24 protein-coding genes and 1 pseudogene are annotated in these 20,936 nt (G+C 33.7%); 11 read left to right on the top strand and 14 right to left on the bottom strand.

Going from position 1 to position 20,936, the window contains the following annotated elements:
* Positions 1 to 6 precede the first annotated feature (6 nt).
* Positions 7 to 711: pseudogene (locus ACFFLS_RS06225) on the bottom strand (YifB family Mg chelatase-like AAA ATPase); the annotation flags it as partial.
* A 50-nt stretch (positions 712 to 761) separates the two neighbouring features.
* Here ACFFLS_RS06225 and ACFFLS_RS06220 point away from each other — a divergent pair.
* Positions 762 to 2,543 (top strand): recombinase family protein, encoded by a 1,782-nt coding sequence (locus tag ACFFLS_RS06220; RefSeq protein ID WP_379685673.1) that lies wholly within the window; start codon positions 762 to 764, stop codon positions 2,541 to 2,543.
* A 140-nt stretch (positions 2,544 to 2,683) separates the two neighbouring features.
* Here ACFFLS_RS06220 and ACFFLS_RS06215 read toward each other — a convergent pair whose 3' ends face one another.
* A complete protein-coding gene (locus ACFFLS_RS06215; protein ID WP_379685672.1) occupies positions 2,684 to 3,250 on the bottom strand; it encodes a hypothetical protein in 567 nt (188 codons plus the stop codon).
* A 309-nt stretch (positions 3,251 to 3,559) separates the two neighbouring features.
* Between ACFFLS_RS06215 and ACFFLS_RS06210 the strand changes: the two genes are divergently transcribed.
* On the top strand, positions 3,560 to 4,219 hold the full coding sequence (locus tag ACFFLS_RS06210) for a hypothetical protein (RefSeq protein ID WP_379685671.1): 660 nt from the start codon (positions 3,560 to 3,562) through the stop codon (positions 4,217 to 4,219).
* Between the two features lie 14 nt (positions 4,220 to 4,233).
* Positions 4,234 to 5,235 (top strand): hypothetical protein, encoded by a 1,002-nt coding sequence (locus tag ACFFLS_RS06205; RefSeq protein ID WP_379685670.1) that lies wholly within the window; start codon positions 4,234 to 4,236, stop codon positions 5,233 to 5,235.
* 148 nt (positions 5,236 to 5,383) lie between these two features.
* Here ACFFLS_RS06205 and ACFFLS_RS06200 read toward each other — a convergent pair whose 3' ends face one another.
* Together ACFFLS_RS06200 and ACFFLS_RS06195 are read right to left on the bottom strand one after the other, a co-directional pair.
* Positions 5,384 to 6,034 (bottom strand): recombinase family protein, encoded by a 651-nt coding sequence (locus ACFFLS_RS06200; RefSeq protein WP_379685669.1) that lies wholly within the window; start codon positions 6,032 to 6,034, stop codon positions 5,384 to 5,386.
* 325 nt (positions 6,035 to 6,359) lie between these two features.
* On the bottom strand, positions 6,360 to 7,001 hold the full coding sequence (locus tag ACFFLS_RS06195; RefSeq protein ID WP_379685668.1) for a hypothetical protein: 642 nt from the start codon (positions 6,999 to 7,001) through the stop codon (positions 6,360 to 6,362).
* Positions 7,002 to 7,119: 118 nt separating this feature from the next.
* Here ACFFLS_RS06195 and ACFFLS_RS06190 point away from each other — a divergent pair, with 118 nt between their 5' ends.
* The gene (locus ACFFLS_RS06190) at positions 7,120 to 7,425 is read left to right on the top strand and encodes a hypothetical protein (protein ID WP_379685667.1); all 306 of its coding nucleotides are present in this window, start codon (positions 7,120 to 7,122) and stop codon (positions 7,423 to 7,425) included.
* A gap of 184 nt (positions 7,426 to 7,609) precedes the next feature.
* On the opposite strand, the gene ACFFLS_RS06185 is transcribed toward ACFFLS_RS06190, so the two are convergent.
* From ACFFLS_RS06185 to ACFFLS_RS06175, 3 genes are all read right to left on the bottom strand, one after another.
* Positions 7,610 to 8,464: a DUF5131 family protein gene (locus ACFFLS_RS06185; protein ID WP_379685666.1), complete on the bottom strand. Its 855-nt coding sequence runs from the start codon at positions 8,462 to 8,464 to the stop codon at positions 7,610 to 7,612.
* Positions 8,465 to 8,547: 83 nt separating this feature from the next.
* Positions 8,548 to 8,964: a hypothetical protein gene (locus tag ACFFLS_RS06180; RefSeq protein WP_180856489.1), complete on the bottom strand. Its 417-nt coding sequence runs from the start codon at positions 8,962 to 8,964 to the stop codon at positions 8,548 to 8,550.
* 182 nt (positions 8,965 to 9,146) lie between these two features.
* Positions 9,147 to 10,034, bottom strand: a complete 888-nt coding sequence (locus ACFFLS_RS06175) for a DNA cytosine methyltransferase (RefSeq protein WP_379685665.1) — start codon at positions 10,032 to 10,034, stop codon at positions 9,147 to 9,149.
* Between the two features lie 521 nt (positions 10,035 to 10,555).
* Here ACFFLS_RS06175 and ACFFLS_RS06170 point away from each other — a divergent pair.
* The 4 genes from ACFFLS_RS06170 to ACFFLS_RS06155 all read left to right on the top strand — a co-directional run bounded on the left by ACFFLS_RS06170 (position 10,556) and on the right by ACFFLS_RS06155 (position 12,940).
* Positions 10,556 to 11,287, top strand: a complete 732-nt coding sequence (locus ACFFLS_RS06170; protein ID WP_379685664.1) for a hypothetical protein — start codon at positions 10,556 to 10,558, stop codon at positions 11,285 to 11,287.
* A 22-nt stretch (positions 11,288 to 11,309) separates the two neighbouring features.
* The gene (locus ACFFLS_RS06165) at positions 11,310 to 11,753 is read left to right on the top strand and encodes a hypothetical protein (RefSeq protein WP_379685663.1); all 444 of its coding nucleotides are present in this window, start codon (positions 11,310 to 11,312) and stop codon (positions 11,751 to 11,753) included.
* A gap of 116 nt (positions 11,754 to 11,869) precedes the next feature.
* Positions 11,870 to 12,349: a hypothetical protein gene (locus ACFFLS_RS06160; protein ID WP_379685662.1), complete on the top strand. Its 480-nt coding sequence runs from the start codon at positions 11,870 to 11,872 to the stop codon at positions 12,347 to 12,349.
* Between the two features lie 6 nt (positions 12,350 to 12,355).
* Positions 12,356 to 12,940, top strand: coding sequence for a glycoside hydrolase family 19 protein (locus ACFFLS_RS06155; RefSeq protein ID WP_379685661.1), 585 nt, complete (start codon positions 12,356 to 12,358; stop codon positions 12,938 to 12,940).
* Here ACFFLS_RS06155 and ACFFLS_RS06150 read toward each other — a convergent pair.
* Positions 12,937 to 13,653 carry a hypothetical protein gene (locus tag ACFFLS_RS06150; protein WP_379685660.1) on the bottom strand — a complete coding sequence of 239 codons (717 nt, stop codon included), beginning with the start codon at positions 13,651 to 13,653 and terminating at the stop codon, positions 12,937 to 12,939. The two genes, ACFFLS_RS06155 and ACFFLS_RS06150, sit on opposite strands and share 4 nt — an antisense overlap.
* A gap of 142 nt (positions 13,654 to 13,795) precedes the next feature.
* Between ACFFLS_RS06150 and ACFFLS_RS06145 the strand changes: the two genes are divergently transcribed.
* The 3 genes from ACFFLS_RS06145 to ACFFLS_RS06135 are packed head-to-tail and all read left to right on the top strand — an operon-like array spanning position 13,796 to position 15,120.
* Complete coding sequence (locus ACFFLS_RS06145) at positions 13,796 to 13,945, top strand: hypothetical protein (RefSeq protein ID WP_180856496.1); 150 nt, start codon at positions 13,796 to 13,798, stop codon at positions 13,943 to 13,945.
* 44 nt (positions 13,946 to 13,989) lie between these two features.
* Positions 13,990 to 14,619, top strand: coding sequence for a hypothetical protein (locus ACFFLS_RS06140; RefSeq protein WP_180856497.1), 630 nt, complete (start codon positions 13,990 to 13,992; stop codon positions 14,617 to 14,619).
* 60 nt (positions 14,620 to 14,679) lie between these two features.
* On the top strand, positions 14,680 to 15,120 hold the full coding sequence (locus ACFFLS_RS06135) for a hypothetical protein (RefSeq protein ID WP_379685659.1): 441 nt from the start codon (positions 14,680 to 14,682) through the stop codon (positions 15,118 to 15,120).
* 206 nt (positions 15,121 to 15,326) lie between these two features.
* Here the strand turns inward: ACFFLS_RS06135 and ACFFLS_RS06130 are convergent, their stop codons facing one another.
* The 6 genes from ACFFLS_RS06130 to ACFFLS_RS06105 form a co-directional block, all read right to left on the bottom strand.
* The gene (locus ACFFLS_RS06130) at positions 15,327 to 15,536 is read right to left on the bottom strand and encodes a hypothetical protein (RefSeq protein WP_180856499.1); all 210 of its coding nucleotides are present in this window, start codon (positions 15,534 to 15,536) and stop codon (positions 15,327 to 15,329) included.
* A complete protein-coding gene (locus tag ACFFLS_RS06125; RefSeq protein ID WP_379685658.1) occupies positions 15,536 to 15,790 on the bottom strand; it encodes a hypothetical protein in 255 nt (84 codons plus the stop codon). Before ACFFLS_RS06125 ends, ACFFLS_RS06130 begins: the two co-directional genes overlap by 1 nt.
* A 74-nt stretch (positions 15,791 to 15,864) precedes the next feature.
* Positions 15,865 to 18,894: a beta strand repeat-containing protein gene (locus ACFFLS_RS06120; protein ID WP_379685657.1), complete on the bottom strand. Its 3,030-nt coding sequence runs from the start codon at positions 18,892 to 18,894 to the stop codon at positions 15,865 to 15,867.
* A 6-nt stretch (positions 18,895 to 18,900) separates the two neighbouring features.
* On the bottom strand, positions 18,901 to 19,383 hold the full coding sequence (locus ACFFLS_RS06115) for a DUF6712 family protein (protein WP_379685656.1): 483 nt from the start codon (positions 19,381 to 19,383) through the stop codon (positions 18,901 to 18,903).
* Positions 19,383 to 20,585: a hypothetical protein gene (locus ACFFLS_RS06110; RefSeq protein WP_379685655.1), complete on the bottom strand. Its 1,203-nt coding sequence runs from the start codon at positions 20,583 to 20,585 to the stop codon at positions 19,383 to 19,385. The genes ACFFLS_RS06115 and ACFFLS_RS06110 overlap by 1 nt, the downstream gene beginning before the upstream one ends.
* The gene (locus ACFFLS_RS06105) at positions 20,545 to 20,883 is read right to left on the bottom strand and encodes a hypothetical protein (RefSeq protein ID WP_379685654.1); all 339 of its coding nucleotides are present in this window, start codon (positions 20,881 to 20,883) and stop codon (positions 20,545 to 20,547) included. The genes ACFFLS_RS06110 and ACFFLS_RS06105 overlap by 41 nt, the downstream gene beginning before the upstream one ends.
* Between the last annotated feature and the right edge of the window lie 53 nt (positions 20,884 to 20,936).

Genomic DNA, 20,936 nt, shown 5'->3' with positions numbered 1-20,936 from the left:
AAAAGATTATCCCAGCCAACCTTCTCTATCTAAACTTCGATATTGAATCGCCTCAGCAATATGTGATGAATTAATGTTTTGAGAATGATCTAAATCGGCGATTGTTCTGGAAACTTTCAGGATTCTGTCGTATGCACGGGCGGAGAGATTAAGCCTTTCCATTGCTGTTTTTAATAATTCTTTCGATTGATCATCAAGAACGCAGTATTCTCGAATGAGTTTACTGCTCATTTGAGCGTTGTAATGCACATTTTCTATTTCCTGAAATCTACTGGTTTGAATTTCACGTGCTGCTGTTACTCTTTTGCGAATTTCGATACTGCTTTCTGCTTTTCGATCATCGGCAAGTTTTTCAAACGGAACGGGTGTCACTTCGATATGAATGTCAATTCGATCTAATAACGGGCCTGAAATTTTACTCATATAACGCTGCATTTCGTGTGGCGACGAAGTATTTGGCATACTTGGATCATTAAAAAATCCACTCGGGCTCGGATTCATACTCGCTACCAGCATAAAAGATGACGGATACGTAATCGTAAATTTGGCGCGCGAAATCGTAACCTCTCTATCTTCCAAAGGTTGGCGCATGACTTCTAAAACATCTCGTTTAAATTCTGGCAATTCGTCCAAAAACAAAACGCCATTATGCGCCATGGAAATTTCTCCCGGTTGCGGATAACTCCCGCCGCCTACCAGCGCCACGTTTGTTGTTTAAGTAAAATGTGTGGTTTATATTTGTTTCTATAAAATAGATACTTATGGGTAAATGTGCAATATATGCTAGAGTTTCAACTATTGATAAACAAGATTATCAACGCCAAATAAGTGACTGCAAAACTGCAATTGGAAATCTATATACCGAAGATAACATAGAAATCTTTGCTGAACAAATTTCAGGATATAAAGAAAATGAAGCGAGACCACAGTTGAGCAAACTACTTTCAATCATTGAAAATGATGCTACTTATTTTTCAAAAATCTATTGTACAGAAATATCTCGTCTTGGTCGTGACCCTAGAGCAACAAGAAGCCTTATAGACAATCTAACAGATAAGAAAATCCCAATTTTCATTACTTCAATAAACAAGCAAACACTTGATGAAAATGGAGAACGTGATTCAACTATGAATATCATTTTGCAGGTATTAATGGAGTTTGCAGATTCCGAAAGCAAAACAATGAAGAAACGTAGCAAATCAGGATTGCTACAAAGCGTTATCAATGGAAATGCTGGCGGTTCAAAAAACCTGCCTTATGGCTATACTAAAGACGAAAACAAAAAGCTAATAATTAATGATGAAGAAGCAGAAATCATAAAAGAAATTTTCAACCTTTACAAGCAAGGAAACGGATTTAAGGCAATTGCAAATATTTTAAACTTCAAAGAAGTTCCAACAAGGACACAAAAGGCTTTTGGTAACCAGTTAATGAAATATAAAACGGAAAAAACAGCAGATAAAGTAACTTGGACAGACGTTGCAATCGACAAGATAATTAAAAATTCAATCTATTATGGGCAAAGAAGATTTAAAGGAAACCTTTACCCAGCTCCTGCAATAATTGAAGAACAGCTTTTTAGAGAATGCAACGAAATTACAGTAACAAAAACGCATAGAAACTATCTTACTACGTATACATATTTGCTTAAAGACTTATTGATTTGTGGTTGTTGTGGTCGCAATTACTTTGCAAAATTTAAGCCAGTTGAAGGTGGCGATAAAGTCTATATATGTTCTTCAAGACTTATCAAAGGTGGCAATTGTGGTAATATTGGTGTTAATATTTCTCTGCTGGAATCTGCAATATATGAAGAGTTTATAAGCAGCGGCAGGTTAGCTAATTATATTCAAATGAATAAAGTTGATATTTTTGAAGAGTTAAAAACAAAAATAAACACACTTGAAATTGATTTAAAAATTGCTCAATCTGATGTTGCAAAAAAAGAAAACGAGAAGAAACGTTTACTTGACCTGTATCTTGCTGATAAAATCGATTCTAATGCATTTGAAAAAAAACAGTCTGAAATTAATCAAAGTGAATTTGAACTTACTACTAAGATTGATTTATTAAAAGAAGAAATATTTCAAAATAAGAAGATATTGGACAAACAAAGCGACAAGCAAACAACAACACAAATGCTTATCGATGCGAAAGACAATAGAACTGAGCTTAAAACTCTCTTTAATCAATTTATATCGAGGATTATTATAAACAAGTTAGATGCTAAAACAGTTCTCGCAAGCGTCTTTATAACTTATGGAGGCAAAGAAATTGCACACCCCATTAAATTATTTTTAAACATTAGAGGATTAATTTCAAGACCAATGAAATATGAATATGTATCAGTTATTGGAATGGACTACAGACCAATATATAGAAACAATATTTTACTTAATAATCCAGCAAAGTTATTGATGGAAGTTGAAGAAAACAAAAACGTTTATGTTGAAGGTGGCGATGTTTATGATTTTTATATTATAAATATTCCAACTGAAAATTTAATCCTAATTGAAAATTTTTATTCAATTAAAAGAAAATAAATTGATTTGACTATTTTTGAATCGTGCTTAAAGACTTCGCCCGTCTAGTGCGTTGCTTTTTCTCTTTATAACAAGCACTTGTTATAAATAAACCCCTATAGTGCTGTAGGGGTTTTATCATTTTATAGCTTAAATATTTTTTAGAAATGCTTATCTATAAAATCCTTAATTTTATCCCAGTTAACAATAAATGCGACTGTTATTGAGACTAGCGTTATTAGATATGAAATAGATTTAGCAAAAGCGCTATCTAAAAATGTTTTCACTCCTTTTGGTAAACTTGTAAACATAAAATTACCAATTACTTTTTTTGCTTTCGAAAACCAAACTCTAAACCTTTTAAAACGACTTGGAACTTTAAAGTTTGTATATGTAGCATTCAATTCAAAAGCCCTTTTACCACTTTCTGTAATTTCTAAAATATAATAACGTTCCGTTTTCTCTAGTATCTTTGAATGCTTTGTTTTAACAGAATATTCAATTTCAAAAAAACGTTTAATACTAACGTGAATAGAATTTTCTCGTAGCACCAAAGTGTCAATTTTGGCAATTCCTTTGTTTGATTTCATTAACAAATTCATCACTAAATCAGTGTATTCTTTAGATAGATTTTTAGGTACTTCACCTCGATTACTAAAAAATTTATCACCTTTTAAAATGCTACGTTTTATTATATTCTCGATATTTCTTTGTTCTTCTTCATTCATACATTTTTGTTTATAAATGCAAAATTAACGTTTTACTTTTACTTCTTTTTCAATTTCTTGAGTATCATATTTCAAATTTTTCTACTAACTTCATTAATGAAAAAAGTGAGGTAAAAACTTTTTGATTTTAGTTTACAAAATGAATCATTGAATTATAATTGAATAACTGGGTTTCTTATAACCTAGTTTCATATTTAAGTTTATGTTATCAAAAATCTCGATACGTTAGCCATCGGGATTTTTTATTATAACATATTGAGTTAATCATTTGTATCTTTATTTCCTGTATAATAAAAATTAATTGAAATTATGAAATTATCACTTATTGAAAATTTAAAGCAACACAATAATGAAACTAAAGAATCTGACCTATTAGATTTACCAATAACACCTTTTGGTGACTTTAAATTAAAATGGCTTCAATTGATTGAAAGATTTGACAATGTAAATGATTTAATTGTTGAATTGCAAAACTTATATCCAGTTGAATTACCACAAAGTACAGTTGACAAACCATTTGCAAGAAGTAAAATTATATATAAACATAAATTTTTAACTGAACAGATTATTTATTGGTTAAAAAAATCTGCTGACGAATTATCAACGATTTTATACATTTTAGATTATCAAAGAAATAACTCAATTTTTCCTGAAGAATTGGAAATTGATTGCATAGGACATTTTATAAACAAACCACATTCCTTCCACGAGCTTCTATCCGAGCACAAAGATTATTTAAAAGTTTTAAATGATGTGGCAAATGCATATAAACATTCAATATTAAATTCTGATGACCATTATCGACAAGGAGCAAAAGAGCCAATAGTATTTGCTTTGCAATATCCAACGAATCGGAATAATAATACAACTCATTCTTACAAGCTTGCACTAGAAGATATTCTTCTCGGTTACATAAGTTTTTTAGAAGATGTAAAAGAGCTTATTAAAACATTTGTAATTACCAATTAGTTAAAAAAATGTAAATGGAGAATATTGGAACCGCATTAGTTGAAGTCATTAAAAATGAAAAATTACAGGATGTTACAAAAGAGCTAACTGAGTTATCTATTGATTCAGCACTAAAAGATGGACTACTGAAAGATTTTCCAATCCTAGGAACTTTAACTGGTCTGATAAAAGTAGGTGGCGACATTAGAGATAAACTATTTCTAAAAAAGATATGGTCTTTTTTATCCAGCTTAGATTCAACTACCGCTGAGCAAAGACAAAAAATGATTAATGATATTGAAACCTCTGATGAATATAATATAAAAGTTGGTGAAAAACTTTTATATATAATAGACAAATGCGACGACCACCACAAATCTGAAATAATTGGTTGTTTATTTAATCAGTATTTAAAAGCAAAGATTTCTTATGATGAATTTCTTTTGTGCTGTTCAATAGTAGAAAGATGTATAATAAAAGATTTAATAGGATTTGTTAAGGACAAATTTGGTCGTAATTTTAGTGTTGATGCAGAACTATTAAATTGGGGACTACTTTCAATTACAAATATAAAAGATGAAAAAATAGGTCTAAGTGTATCAAAAGGAGGAAAGTTAATTAAGAATAACCTAATCCCATTAATAGATAAAAGAATAAAGAAATTGCAACTTCGAAGCAAAACCTTTAATGAACTGGAAGATTATTTCACTAAAGTATTTGCAACTTTTTCAACTGATTCAAGATGGAATGAATCAATTCAAACCATAAGCGAAGCAACAGCGGAACTCTGCAATAATTATATTTTAACCGATGAAGAGTTTAATTCGATTATTTTTAAAGTACATATGCAAGGATATGGGCTTTTTAATGCATCGTCAACTTATATTGAAATGCTAAAAAAAAGAGAAAACTTCTCTGAAACTGAATTTGATATAAACAGATGGAAAAGATACGATAGTTTTTACTCTTGGAATAAAAATAAACTAAAAGTCGAGATATACGAAGTTCCAGACAATTTAGATAAAAGAAAATTGTAACAGTACTAAATTTTTTCATTTTTATTACTTGGCGGGATTGAGCTATATGCCTGTTCCAAAATCCCGAAAACACCGAAATCACCAAAGTCTTGAAGCAAAATAAGCCCAGCTAAGGACTCATTTTTTATTTTGATGTTCAGTATGCTAGTTAAGCGAACGGGTCAACCAGTTTATTATAATAGAACTTACCACCTAGCTCTTGGAACGCTTTAGATACTCTTTGTACAGTACTTGGGTTCTTCTTGGTGATGCTGGCAATCTCTCGAACACTATAAGACTTACCTTTCTGTTTAGCTCTACGTTGAAGATATTTGATAATATCGGGATGCTTACCGCATAACTCTGCTGGCGTAAACTTACTACCTGCTTCCCTGCCTTTATAAACACCTTTCTCCTTAGCCAATCTCACACCTTCTGCTTGTCGTTCCCTGAGTGTATTCAGTTCCTGCTCTGCGATATTAGCTAAGATTGTAACAACCATCTTAAACGCTCCCGATTCTTTACCATCAATTAATGAATGCATTCCAATATTATGAACATAGACATTAACGCCTTTGCTGGTCATATACTCTAGTGTTTCGAGTATGTCCAGCAGATTACGCCCAAGCCTCGACACCTCGTGCACCGTCACCTGAGTAACCAAACCAGCCTCAATATCTTGCATTAACTGCTGGGCTTTTGGTCTGTCTGTAAACTTAGTTTTACCACTTATAACATCAATATACAACTTGTCGGTATCATTGGCTTGTCGCTCTATATTTTGGCTCTTATCTGAGATTCTAATGTATTTAGCAATCATAACTTTTTCATTTTTTGATTGAATTGAAACAAAGTTATAAATAACTTCTATATCGTGTTAGGGTTTACCCTAAAAAACAAACAATTATTTCCTTTGTCAATCCTTATTGTCAGCGGTTTTACTGGCATTTAAATTGTATGCTTTGTATTTATCCTGTATAGCACACATAAAAAGCATAAAAAAATGCACCGTATTGTGGCACATCATTCTATAAATCTTTTTTAAAGCGGTTTATGAATTAAAACTCTACTTCAACTATAAAATTATAGTTTACAAAACCAAAAAAGTAAATATTCGGGTGAAGAAAAAAAATAATTTTAAAACTTTAATTGTTTTCGTAAATCCGTTTGACATCTATCATATATTGCTCAATAAGCGACGGTAATGCAATCTTATGACAATTAGAATAGGTTTTTCCGCTCTTACAAAAACAAGGACTATTAATAGTATCACCATAGACAATACGGGTATAGTATACATTTTTTGTATATTCAAAGTCGGCTATTATTTTTGCTATATCGGGTTTAATCTTTAATTCAAAATCATTTACACGATTTGAAAAATTATACAATACATCAAGTGCATCACATACCTTTATAAATTCGTCAACCAATTCATTATTTGTCGCATTAACCCTTACATTTCCAATATTTTTGCCCTCCCAAACCTTTTCATCATCTAAGAAAAAAAGAATCTGTTCTTTATTATCTTGGTTTGGAGTGATACAAATCAGTTGACCTTTTTCATTTTCCCAAACTGCGTGATGTTCTGCCTCACATAAAAGCTCTTTCAAATGTATTTGCCAGCCATAACGAATTCTTCCGCCATCTTTTTTGATTTTCTGCTCCACATTTCCATAGCAATTTAAAAACATAGAAAACGATTCAACCTTAACTGGTAACAATTGTGGTTTACTGCTTATTTGCAACTTAGATATTAACTTTTGGATTTTTAGGTCTTGTAACATTGGCTATCTTTTTTAGTTGTCATCAAATTTAATCTTTATTACAGGAAATTTCATAGATTTTGTAGTATAAATATTAAACTTTAAATTTGCAGATATAAATAATAATATTTTAAAAAAAATGAGAAGAACCTTTCATTACACTGAAAAAGAAAGAATTAATTTCGAAAATACAGGAATACAATTTAATATTGAAATTCTTAATTACATCAAAAACGATTTAAAATTAGATGAAACTATAAATGTTCAATTAGAAAACTATTCTGCTAACGAAATAGAACGTTTCATTAATAATCTTGGAAACTTATTTTATGATTTTGATGAAAAATTTGAAATTGCAGTGGATAAGAACATTATCGAAATAACTAGAATCGGATTAAACGAATCTCATAAGGTAGATATTTTCAAAGATAAGCCCAAATACTAACTTACTCATTTTATCTCCTACGAAGCTCTTTTAATTCCTGGAATTTCTATTCCAGCTCGTGACTTATTTCATCTTCTGTTGGGTTTTCTGCCATACTCAATAATTTTAATTAATACTAATTAATTGCTTGGCTTGCTTTTCGATTGAGTGGTTGAGATGGTTCTTTCTCCTTTTGATTACTGCATTAGCTTGCTAATCTAACCTGTTCTGATTCATCGATTTCCTGAATTTCAAAACTTTTCGGAAATTCCCGAATCATTAAATCCTCAGGAATTGGCAACACCTTGTCAATCTGCTTAAAGAAATACGGAACTCCTTTTGCTTTACAGTCGTCTCGCAAAATTCTGCCCCAGTCTGTATTAAACGGTCTTCTCTTATTTCCGCTCTCACCTCCACAGATTACCCAGTCCACCAAATCAAGCAGCACTCTATCTGTTCCATCATTAGCTTTTGCCATTAAATCAACTTTACCCAATTGAGGTTCAACAGATAAAAATCTCTGACCGTTTACCTTTGATAATTGAATAATAAGCTTATCAGCAGTTGCTTGATTTACTGGTGACGTTCCAAACATTACATTTTTCGGTGGATTCTGCTTCCAGTTCTCAGGAATGTACTTACTAATGTTTGACGGTCTTTTGGTCAATAACAAGAACATCAAATTTGGCGAATTCGGAACAACTTCATTAAAGAACTTATCTCTTAACTGTCCTGTATTCCAAAATTCTGCCTCACCTTCCACATAAGGATTGCCTTTGTGGTCTACCAATGACATCGATTTTTCGAAAATATCCATCATTGACCCAACGAAAACTTTATGTATTTCGTTTTTCTTTTCAGCTTCTTTCTGAAATCTCTCAAATTCAGTCCAAACGCTTTTAATCATTCGTCTAGGTTTATCATTTCCCCAAACGTCGCTACCTACTCGCTTTGCGATTTTACCCGCATAGCAATTTGTACACCCTTCGTGTACTTCTGTGCATCCCCACCAAAGGTTTGCAGTGTGGTTTGTCCACTCAATCTTACTGTTTTCTGCCATTTATCTAATTTTAATTAATAATACTTACTTTGCAGTTTTACTGCCCTTGCAACCAGCAAGGCTTTTAGACCTTGCAAATTGATTTAATCTTTAAAAAGAAACTGACTTATCAAATTTCCCAAGTAAACACTTTCTTCTTTATCATCGTTGGTTATAACGATATGATTGTCCTTCGCCATATCTTCACCTTTCAAATGATAACTACCACCATATACCGCACTAACCATTTCTTCAACACGACTCTTCGTAATTCTTGAAAAATCAGATTTAACCTTCACAATTGGACTATTGAAATTGATAATCATTGAAGTTACTTTATCCTCAAAGTTTTGGTTTACAATCGGCTTACCACCATAATTCCTAATAGTTTCGTAAAATGACAAATCATTTAATTCTGCTTGTTCCATATAATGCTTAACATTTGGAATTTCAAATGTTTTTCCTTTTCGCAAATTTGCGATAAACATCTCTTGATGTTTGTTCAATTTAATTTCACTCATACTTTATTTTTGGTTTAAAATGTTAAAATTTTATTTTTTATATAAATTTATATGAATTTCTTTTGGTAACTCAATTAAGTTATATATCTTTGTCTCGGACTTATAGTGCGCTTTCTATAAATTTTTAATTCGAATACAACAAAGGTACGTATTTTATCCGAAATACGCAACTTTTTCCTATATTATTTTACCAACCCCTGTAAAATATGGGCTATCACATCGATTGTCCAGCCGTTTCCTAACATATTGTAACGCTGGGTATCGCTGACCCCTGACGTGTAACCCTCGGGTACGTTCTGCAGTCTCTCATACTCCAACGGTGTCAATTTCCTTGGTTTTCCGTCCTGCAATACTTTCTTTTGGTGATTTCCGCCTTTTAAGCACGTAAGCGTTCCACATTTGCCTTTGAGATTATAAACACGTTTTAAGATGTCGTGACCTTTGATATGCAATGTAGCTTGTACCTTTTCGTTGTCTCCAAGATAATCAAAGCTTTGAGCGTACCAATACTTGGATGCTGGGTTTTGCTCCACAATATCCGCTAAAACAATCCCTTTGTCTATTGGCTGGGCCGCAACTGGTATGTTTGTCCAATAATAGCGGTCACGGTCTTGGGCAGTTGTCAGATTGCTGTTAATCCTGATTGGTTCGCACTCTAGCGCTTGGCTGATTACGTCACGGTTTGCGTTCGTCATACTAGCAACATTCTCAAAGAGAAAATACTTGGGCTTGGTCTCGTTGAGGATTCGCAGATACTCGTAAAACAACTTAGACTTATCACCTGCAAGCCCTCCGTTGTGTTTAATATTGTTGATGGTGGTAATGCTTAGGTTTTGGCAAGGCGACCCACCAAGCAGTAAATTGATGCTGGGTAAGTCCTTTGCGTTGATGTTGTGCACACTTCCAAGCTGTTGAGTATTTGGAAAGTTGGATTGTGTTACTTGTATTGCGTATCTGTCGATTTCACTTGCAAAGTAGTTGAAGTGTGTTATTCCTGCTTTGTGCAACGCTAATTGTCCACAGCTCATACCGTCGAATAGGCTCAGCACGTTGAAGTGTTTGTTTGTCATAGTACTTTATGACAAGTATCGACCAGCTTTGCGTTGAAGTAAAGATTATCGTTGAAGTATATTTTTTTCCTTTATCTATAAAACAACTTGAACTTTCTTCAACTAGTGTATATTTATTATATAGTATTTTATTATTTCTTATATAGTTATCTTATTATGACGTACTCAAACAAGTACCAACCAGTACCCAAATGAGTACCAAGAGGTACTCAAATCAGTACCAAGACATAAAACAGGTACTCTAACAAGTACCGAGATTAAAACAACAAGTACTCAAATGAGTACCTCGAAATACAAATAGTTATTTAAGACAAGAAACAAAACAATTCCAACCATAACTATATATTATAACAACATAATAAAATATTATAGTTAGAAATTATTGACTTATTGAAATTTAAGAAGTACCATTGTAAAAATCAGCAAAGATTTCAAAAACCTTGGTGCTGGTGGGTAGCTCCCGCCAGCTTCTAGTCCAAGTAAAAAACTAGACCATAACACAAATACTAGAATAAAAATGAATGACAACACAAAAACAACTAACCAAGTTAGAACAGCTTCAACAACAACATAACGGAATACGATTTATTAGAAGCTATCCAATATTAAACTACATAAAAACTCTTTCACCTACCGATAGGCAATTAATCGAGTTGATATTATCCTACCAAGATAACGGCAAACCTTTTCAAATGAAATACGAAACTATAGCCGATATTCTAAACATAAGCTATCAAACCGTAAAAAACAGAGTTACCAAACTAAGCAAAGAAAAAATAATCATCACCAACCACAAATCAAACTTTAACGGTGTTGATGGTGGTAGCTCTACAAAATTAAGTGTCGATTTAGATGTATTGATAGCTATGATTAAAACCCCAGCTGAAAGTAAACCTGCTTCAACGACTGAGCATACCCAAGAACCTGATTCGATACCAATAGTTGTAATAGAACAATCAACACCTGCCGAAACACAAGAACTAACCAAAGAGCCTGAGAAAGTTGAGATAGCACAGACCGACCCAAAAAAGACTTTAATGTTCGAACGCTACAAATCTAAGTTTTACTATTCTAAAGCTGGCGATACAATGACACCAGCCGATTTTCACAGCCTAACCGATAGGCGGTTTATGGACTTGCCCAAAGTAACATCTAGGGTTATGGGCTTGCCAGCTGATAACTTTGACGCTTTTTGGTCAAAGGTTCAAGAGTTAAAAAAAGACCTGCTATCAACCGAGCAGGCACATCAATAACGAAAAATAATAAAAGGTATGAATGAAAAGAAAATTCAACAAGAACAAGCTCGTAACTTATGTATTAAACGACCACAACAAAACAATTAGAATAAGATACTACAAAAGTATGATTGCAATGTATTTCGAAACTGGAATCGTTTACAAGTACATCTTTAAAAACAATAACTGCTTAGAATACAAATACATCAACGGTACGTTAATTGGGTGTACGGTGTGGGAAAACAAAAACCGCCAATCGTTGATACAAGATATTCAAGATTCACACGCAGGAAAACCGCCAGCACCTACCCCACCTATCTATGTTGTCGGGTCTGATGCCAGCCAACCAAAATTAGGCAACAATCAAACATTTGCGTACGTTGTTAGCTCAGGTGTTACCGAAAGTAAACCAGCCGAACCAACACGTCAAGAAAAACAAAAGACTTTCTTCACTGCAATAACATCGTTTTTCAATTCCATATAATAAATAAGCCAGCATTTATTTACTGGCTTATTTTATTTTAGATTTCATTTAAAAAAATTTCGCTTACTATTTAATTTTTTCGTTTGTAGCATATATTTATTAATAAACGATAGATTATGACAGCAAACGAAATAAACCGAAGCATCTCGAAAGATGAAGCAATTGGACGAGCAAGATTCAGTGACTTCCAAATAACGCAACAACCTGACTGGGATATAAACAAATTTTCAGAAACTACATCAGCTTCTTGGGATGTCAGCTATTATACTGGAACAACTAGAGATATGGTAATTGGCGAAATAAAAAACAGAAGCAAAAGCGACAATCAGTACGACACTTGGATTCTTGAAGAAATAAAAATCAGAGGATTATTTGAAACCAAAAGACTTTTACAACTCAAATATCCAAATGCATCTATCTACATTCATTACATCAATTTTTACAACAATACGGACAAACCAAGGTTTTGGGATATTACAAACCTAATTCCTGATTTTGAAAGCAACAGCTATCCTAAAAACTCATTCGACCCAAATGCTAAAATAATAGATAAGCTTTCAATGATGCTAAAAAATAACGAAGCTATTAACCTTTAAAAACAATTGAATGAATTAATACAACAATTAAACACCAAATACAATAGCGTACTTAATCGTTACGGTGTAGATACCCAAATCAGACGAGCACACTTTTGGTCGCAACTTTACCACGAAAGCAAGCTTGTGCCAAGAACCGAAAACCTCAGCTACTCAGCTGAACGGCTTTTAAAAATTTTTCCTAAATACTTTAAAGATTTAGAGATGGCAAAGCAATATCAACGCCAACCCGAAAAGATAGCAAACTTGGTTTATGCTGACCGTATGGAAAACGGTGACGTTGAAAGCGGCGACGGCTGGCGTTATCGTGGTCGTGGGTTTATCCAGCTAACTGGCCGCAATAACTATGAGGCGTTTTCTAAGCATTTAAAGGACGAAAAAATACTAACAGAACCCGAAACATTATTAAGCGAAATTAATGCGTTGGTAAGCGCATTATGGTACTGGCAAACGAATAAGATTAATGCTGTCATAGATGATGACAACAACTTAAGTATCAAGCGGGTTACGAAGAAAATCAACGGGGGGCTACTAGGCTTAGCAGAGCGTGCTACCCTGTTCAAAGAAGTAAGCAAACTTAAACTTATTTAACACTTAAGTTTGCCAGCTAATTTTCTGCGATAGTGTTTAGGATAATTCAACAAATAATACTTTTTAAAGTTCTTATGAAAATACAAATCAAGCCTTTCAATATCTTGGAAATATTTAAAAAATACTAAGTCGTAGTCAGGAAATTTTTTAATGTCAAATGTTGGTAAATTAAAAGCAAAACCTTTTTTCAAGAATAAAGAATCTTTTAAACTAAATAAAATTGATTTTAATTCATCGTCAACGTGTTTTCCTGACTTCAAAATTTTATTAATCGTTTTCACGGTAGAATTTCTTCTAATCATTAAAAACGATACTAAATTATGATTTTCATAATTGTATATTTTTAAATCCTTTACATTATCATATTTTAAAAGTTCTTCAAATTCTTTCAGGGCTGGATAAAACTCTTTTAAATGCACATCTTGTTTCAAGACTTTAATAATATGATTACTGTTGCTAATAATAAGATTAGTTTTAAAAGAAATATATGGTAAAATAGATTTTTTTTCTTGTTTCTCAACTAAATAAACATTTAAGAAATAAAAAATATAACCCGCAATATAGGACAAACAAAGATTATCAATTACCGTTTCAGCTTTATCAGCTTTATTTGAAAATATCCAAAATGCATTAAACTTAAAATCTATAAAGTTTATCCAAAATGTAATTATCGATGTTAAAACAAAGATTACTGTAAGTCCTTTTATTTTCATAAGTAGATTAAATTTTAGCTTCTCCAAAGAAAAACAATTAAAATAACACTTTCATTTTTTAATACTTCTTTTTAAGGTTACGTAAAACCGTAATGATTTTAAAAATTTTGCTATTTACTTTATATTTCTAAAATGAGTAAAAATGAAAAAATCGCTTGAAGAACAATATTTAGATATTAGAGTAGAAATGCAGAACCATTTCAAAGAGATGGAAAAGGAATCAAAAATTGAAATGGCAGCTCTTAAAGCATTAGTCACTTTGTTTTCTTCGGTCTTATTGTTTTGGCTATAATTTAACTTAAATTGATTGATTATATTTGTTAAAAATCTCGCAGTATGGAAAACGTATTAACTACTATTCTCAGCTCTTCAATTGTTGCGACTTTGGTTGCAGGAATTGTAACAAGAATTACTGAAGGAAGAATTCAAAGCACTTTTGACAAGAAACTTGAAAGCGTCAAAAAAGAACATTCATTAGAAATCGCAAAATTTCAAAGTGAGTTGGATTCACTAAAAGCAAAGGAAAATTTCAAGTTTACCAAATTACACGAAGAGCGTTTTAAGGTATTAAAAGAAACTTACGCATTACTAAATAAGTGTAGAAACGATTTGGGTCTTTTCGTTGCTGAAATTAAACTTATCCCTAGAGATACAACGTTTGAAAAAAACGAGGAAAAATTACATAAAAATTTCTTAGCTTCTAACGAGGAGGTTGTTAGATACATCGATGATAATTTAATTTTTTTTAGTGAAAATCTTGAATCAATGCTTGCTGAGTTTTTAGAAGAATCTTTTCAAATTTCTATTGATTATAACCCAAACCATCCTGTTAACAAATTAGTATTTCCTCATAGAGAAGTTAAAAAGAATACGGTATCATCTTATCAAAGACTTAACAACAACATTCAACCGATAATGATTGCGATAAGAACAGAATTTCGAGAACTCTTAGGAGCTAATTTATAATTTTAAAATTCATATAAGATTTGTACTATTGTAATTACAACTAAATACTTTATAACAATTATGGCAGAATGGTTTTTAAAAAATGCTGACACAATAATAACAGGGGTTTTGAGCAGTCTAGTTTTTTTATTAATAACAAAGCTTTTAAGCTTAAAAATAGAGTCGATTAATAAAGCTTATAACTATATTGCATCAATTACATTAGGAAAAATTATCTTTTTCTCTATCTATTATATTTTTCCAGTTTTTACAATAGTTAACTTTATTATAGCTAATTATTATAAGACTTTGACTTTTGGTGAGACTTTACCATTTTTATTATTATGTTTCTTTTTTACTTTTACGATATTATTAAGACTCATTACAGAAATATTTAGAGATTTAACTAACTTATTAGTAACTCAAAATAAACACGCAGATATTTCAAATGGTGTAATTAATAAAGTAAATGAACTAACGGAACATCTAATTGCCAAAAATTCGCAGGAAAATCAAGAGTAAATACATATTTAAAAACAAGTCCGGCGAGTGCCGGACTTTGTTATTTTTAATTTATAAACAAAGATTTTGATTATGATTTCAATTCTTAGAAACTTTGTAAAGAATCTACGAACTTACTACGCATCTGTTGTTGCTGGGCTGTCTGCTTAAGTTTGGGCCGCTTTACTTTAGTGGTCTTTTACTTCCGTTGAAATTTCTTTCTTCATTTACTTTTTTTTGATGTTTATTAGTTTCTCAGCTGCGTTGATTCCCAATGCACCTAATGCAAGTATAAGAACCGAATTATTGGCAGCTTCATTTGGAAAAACAAACATATAAGCGCATAAACTTAATCCAGCCACCAAACCAATAAAGCGTTTACTAGATGGATTCGAGTTGTATTCAATTAGTTTCTTTATGTAGTTTAGGAATATCATTATAAATCTTTTTTCTTGCTTAATTCTTTTGAGAGTTGTTTAATCTCTTGGCTAAGTTCTTTTATTGCCGTAAATAAATCATCTATACGGTTGTTAAGTGTATTATGTTCGGTTTCGATTACTTTGATTGATGTTGTGTGTTCGTTAATCATAGTATCGTGCTTTTGTATCTTTTCAAATAATTGTTTAATAAAATATCCAATTACTGAGATTAGCAAAGAAATAACCGTTAACGCTAGTTGTTCTATATTCATTTGTTTTCGTTTATGGTTATTATAGTTTCAATAAAGGCGAACGTAAACGCCCGCCCGTGTTAAAGTTTTATAGATTATGGGTAAATCGAAATTTCAACGTTTGCCTGTGTCAGCATACCATCAGCCGAAGTACCGTTTTGTCTTGAATTTATAGTAATAATGTTTGCACTAGTATAGTAAGCGTGTAACGTCTCTGCTGTACTAGAACCTAAAGGAATACCCATTGTTAATTTCATCACAGTTTTGTTTGTTGTGAAAGCTCCCGTTAATGTTCCGTAGTAAGTACCTGTTGCGTTTCTAGTCCATACGATAGCACCGATTGAGTTTTCAAGTACTGTTACCGTCGGTGCGCTTGTACCTGTTTGAGTAATCAAAGCAACATATTTTTTTATACCGTTAAGTCTTCCATAAATATAAGTATCAGTTGTTGAAGTTGTACCAATTACAGTTGTATTGCTACCGCTACCGATTGTACCCGTACCAATAACGATTTGATTTGTCTGTCCTGTAGCTGCTGGGGCCGCATTTGCACCTAAAAAGATAGAATCTGAACTACTACCATTTGTAACACTTGTACCAGTACCAGCATAACGACCAGCACTTGAACCAATCGCAATGTTCTGCCCTCCAGTTGCGTTATATGATAATGCTTGCGCACCAATTGCAACGTTACCGAAACCGCTCGTAACCTGACGACCAGCAGACGAACCAATACCAACGTTACCGCTTCCCGTTACATCTCTTAATGCGTTCCCTCCAACTGCTGTATTCTCTGTACCAGTTATTAAAGAGCTCATACAATTGTAACCAACTGACGTATTAATAAGACCACTTGTTAGAAGTGTTTGACCATTGTAACCGAAAGCTGTGTTAAATGAATTTACGTTTGTTGTTGACGATTTTAAAGCACCTTCACCAAAAGAAGTATCACCTGCGTTGTTGGCTTTTCCGTTGTTCCAAACTGTTTTGTCTGTTATGTTATACTCCAAGTGTGGAATACTATTTGAATTTGCCAAAACGAACGCAGTTGTTGCAACTTGTGTGTTGTTAGTTCCTGACGCTGCTGTCGGTGCAAATACTGGGCCGCTAAACGTTGTCTGACCATTTCTAAGAATATCAATAAGTGTATTGTTGTATCGTGAGAATCTCCAACCTACTGAGGTTGTCGCTGAGAAATCAACACCCGCATTTGTTCTAATATCAAACTGCATATCAGGGTTTGCGTTTGTATTATTAGTTGAAGTCATAACACACAAACCTACCGAATCATTACTTTTTCCCACGATAATAGGAACTGAACTATTCGAACTTCCATTACCAATTGAGACACTACCGTTTGTTTGTCCTGAAACGTCAAATAAACCACTAGCACCCGTGTTAATATCCAGCCTTCCAACTGGTGAAGTAACGCCAATACCTACACGTCCGTTAGTTGTTAAATATAAGTCGGGATTTGTACCGCCACTTTGTGCAGTAATCAATAAATCTTTACCAGTTGTTGAAGCAACCCCAGTTGATTTAAAACGGTTATATGTTGCGTTTGAACCATCAAAGAAAGTCCCACCGCTAACATCGACGATATGTAATTTTGCACTTGGCGAAGATGTACCGATACCAACGTTACCGTTACGCATAATATCAACCAAAGATGTTGCGTATCTTGTAAAACGAAACGCTGTTCCTGTTGTACCTGTAAAGTCAAGACCTGTTGTGCTTCTAGTATTTAAAATCATATCAGGACTTGGGTTGCTTTCATTTACACCCGCCATAATTTGTAATCCTGCATTATTTGACGATTTACCAACAAGTGTTGGAACTGCTGAACTACCACCACCATTGGCAAATGAGATTGTACCCTCTGTTTGTCCTGACACATCAACCGTAATACCTGAAAGACCTGTGTTAACATTCAGTTTACCAACTGGCGTGATTGTACCGATACCAACGTTACCCCCTGCCTGTATGCTCATAGGGTTGCTAACTCCTGCCTCAGTAAAAAATAAATCGCTCCCGCTAACTCTTACGTCCCAACGTTTGTTAATTGGTGAAGATGCCGAGTTTACAAGTGACAAAGTTGGAATACTAGCCGTAATCCTTGTGTTTTGCGTAATCAATATGTTTGTACCATCGTCAGAAATTGCCGAATTCCCGAATGTTGAAAGTCCTGTAAACTTTGGAATTGCGTTTGTTGTCCCTGTAATAGTTGCCTGTTTACCGTTTAACTGTGTTTGAATTGAACTTGTCGCATCATTATACAACTTTTGGTTATCTGTTTGGTAGTTCTTGTTTGTTGTTTCAGTTACTTGTGCAGTTGTGTAGTCGCCTGACATAGCAGTAACCACACCAGCACGACCGAACACGCTAACTACGTTGTCCGCTCCTGAGTGTTGTTTCTCCCAAGTCGTACCGTTATATACAACATAGTCACCAACTACGAAATTTAAATTGTTCACTCCTGAACCGCTAACCGTAACACGGTAAACATCTCCTGTGTTTCCTGTTCCATCAACCAGCGTAGGCGTATTTGTTAAAGCGTTGTAAACTCCTTTGTACTCCATTACGCTATTAGGTAACTGCGAAGTAAGGATTTTGCCCGCACTATCTAACCCAGCGTAACCGTTAGCCTGGTCTTTTTCGCTTATGTCTTGTTTTAATAATAAAGCATTGTAAACAACATCCTCACTTGGTGCATATCCTGTTGTAGCCTCGTTGATTGTCTGTGTTATCTTAGCGTCAACGTATTCGAATGATGGTTTATAATCCAAAGCCAATTGTAAATCGGCTTGGTCTGTAATATCGCCCGTAATATCACCCCACTCAACCGACGTAAGAATATCAGGTTTGTTTTTAATATAAGCGTCGCTTGCTGTGTCGTTATCTAACCAATCAGATTGTACGTTTTTTTCAGCATCTGCTGGAATACCCTCAAGCTTGTTTTTTTCGGCTGTAGTATAGTCGTTTGTGCTAAGACCTTTACTGCTGATTTTATCAACCTTATTGGTGTATAACTCTGTGAAATTGTCTTCACATTTGATATTAGCGTCTCTAAGTGTATCACCTAAGTTGTCGTTCGGTGTTGATGTATTAATATGCTTTTGAGCCATAAAATATTAGTACCAGCCAATTAGGTTGGTTGTGTTTTTGTCTTCGTTATTTTGTCCGTACTCAGGTACTGGGTTTTTCTCTATGAACTTGTAAAAGTTCTGTTCATAGCTTATTGCGATTGATTCGTATGTTTTGCCGATTATCGATAATTCATTTAGCGGTGTGTTGCTCGAACCCTCAGCACCGACTTTGTAAGTTCCTGCGTTGGTTGTCTTGCTTGCATTTATTGATAAATAAATACTGCAAGAGAAAAACGATAGCATATCGATTACGTAATCGGTGTAAATCGTTAAGTAAACCCCGTCAAGTGTTCCAGCTGCATAGTCAGTTGAAATCTTATTGTATAAGTCTATTCCTAAGATTCTCTTTAACTGCGTAGTTTGGGCAATAACAATACTTGGTGCTAACTGGTCAGGGTCGATGTTACCACCAAAGCCCACCGTTTCACTAATAGTGTTAGGTTTGATTAATATCTTTTGCTTTGCCATTATTCAATGATTTTAGGCGCTTCGTTATTGTTTTCAGGTTTATTAATAAGGTTGATATTTTCCAAGTCCTGCGAACGTGTAGAATTGTTGGTGTTCTCTAGTTTGGTTTCTTCTTTGAAGTCTTCAAAATCCAGCTCAATACTTGAATCGATTACATTAAAAACCTTATTCAACCCGTTAAGTATTACCTCACGCATTGGGTTAATATGTCTTCTGAATAAACCACGGGTTGCCGTTGCGATTTCGTCAGCATTAGAACTGAATCCGTTACCAGTGTTTGACCCAGCAAATAAAATAGGTGGTGCGGAATGCGCAACAATTAGCTTTCTTTCGGCTTCTTCTGAATAAAAAACGTTTTGCTGGTTAAGCTCAGGCGGTGAAAGCTGGTCAACTGTTGTAGCCTCTTCTAGTCCCTCGTTGAATGATACTAAAACTCCACTTTGATTGTCAGTTCCTACGATTTTGTTTCTTACGTTGTTTGCTTGCTGTTCTGCAACCTCTTTTTCGTGAATACGACCGTTATTATAGTTTACCACCGTTAACACGCTCATTGCGTTTAAGAAGTGGTTTTTACCAGCATTAGCAAGCTGCCCTTCAACGTTAGCCCAAGGAATACCCGCCAAGTAGTCAGGAACTGGGAAAAACGGCTCTCTCGATGGTCTTCTAACGCTTAGTATTTCTAAGTCGTTACCTTTGTAAACACCAGTATAAGCTGGTATAAGCACAGGGCGGTACTTGTATTGTGCACACCAGTCCCAAGAATACCAATAACCGTTGATATTATTCTTTTCATCTAGGTTTACGGCAAGCTTTGCAATGTCAATTCGTTCGATTCTAAGCGGTTTCTTTGCTAGTGACCAAATAATCTGCACTCCATAACCGCCAAATAGCTTGTAATCTTGGCATAAAAGCAATACGTCTTCATCTGATATGTATTTCTTTATGTTTTGCCCGTTTATATCATATAATCCGCAACCGTAGATGTAGTTAACAAAAGCGTTAATGATACTTGCATTGGTTGGGCTGTCGTCGTAAGCATCGATATAACGTTTATAGTTTCCGTTATTTATACCGTTCGTTACCCATTTGCGCCCGTAAGCTGGCTTTATGTCGATTGGCTGAAAAGCCGACATTAAAACGTTTGCCTCGAAAGCGAAGTTGTTAGTACTCGTAACGGCTGTTGCTTTGTTGTTTGTACTCATAGTTTTGTACGTCCGTATTTTCGTCAACAACTAATAGCTTACCTAAGTAAACCAAGTTGTTGTTATTCGTTATGTTACTTATAGTAATCTCGTACCTGTTACCGCTTTCAAAATCTGCGGGAACGTCTGTAATTGCTATACTTAAATATGAAGCTGTAACCGAAAAAGTAAACACCAAATCAATCATAGTATTGGTTAACTCATTCTTAAGCTTTACGCTTAATTCGTCCGTTGAATTTGGATATTGTCTAGGTATACAGTTGAATTGCTCCAACTGGTTTAATTTGATAACTTTCATATTGATTTTATTAAAAAAAAAGCAGGCATATTAATTGCCTGCCTTATTTTATT

The sequence above is a fragment of the Flavobacterium procerum genome (assembly GCF_042431625.1).
Lineage (GTDB): Bacteria > Bacteroidota > Bacteroidia > Flavobacteriales > Flavobacteriaceae > Flavobacterium > Flavobacterium procerum.
The sequence above is the reverse complement of the archived record's forward strand: the minus strand, read 5'-3'. Positions and strand labels throughout refer to the sequence as shown.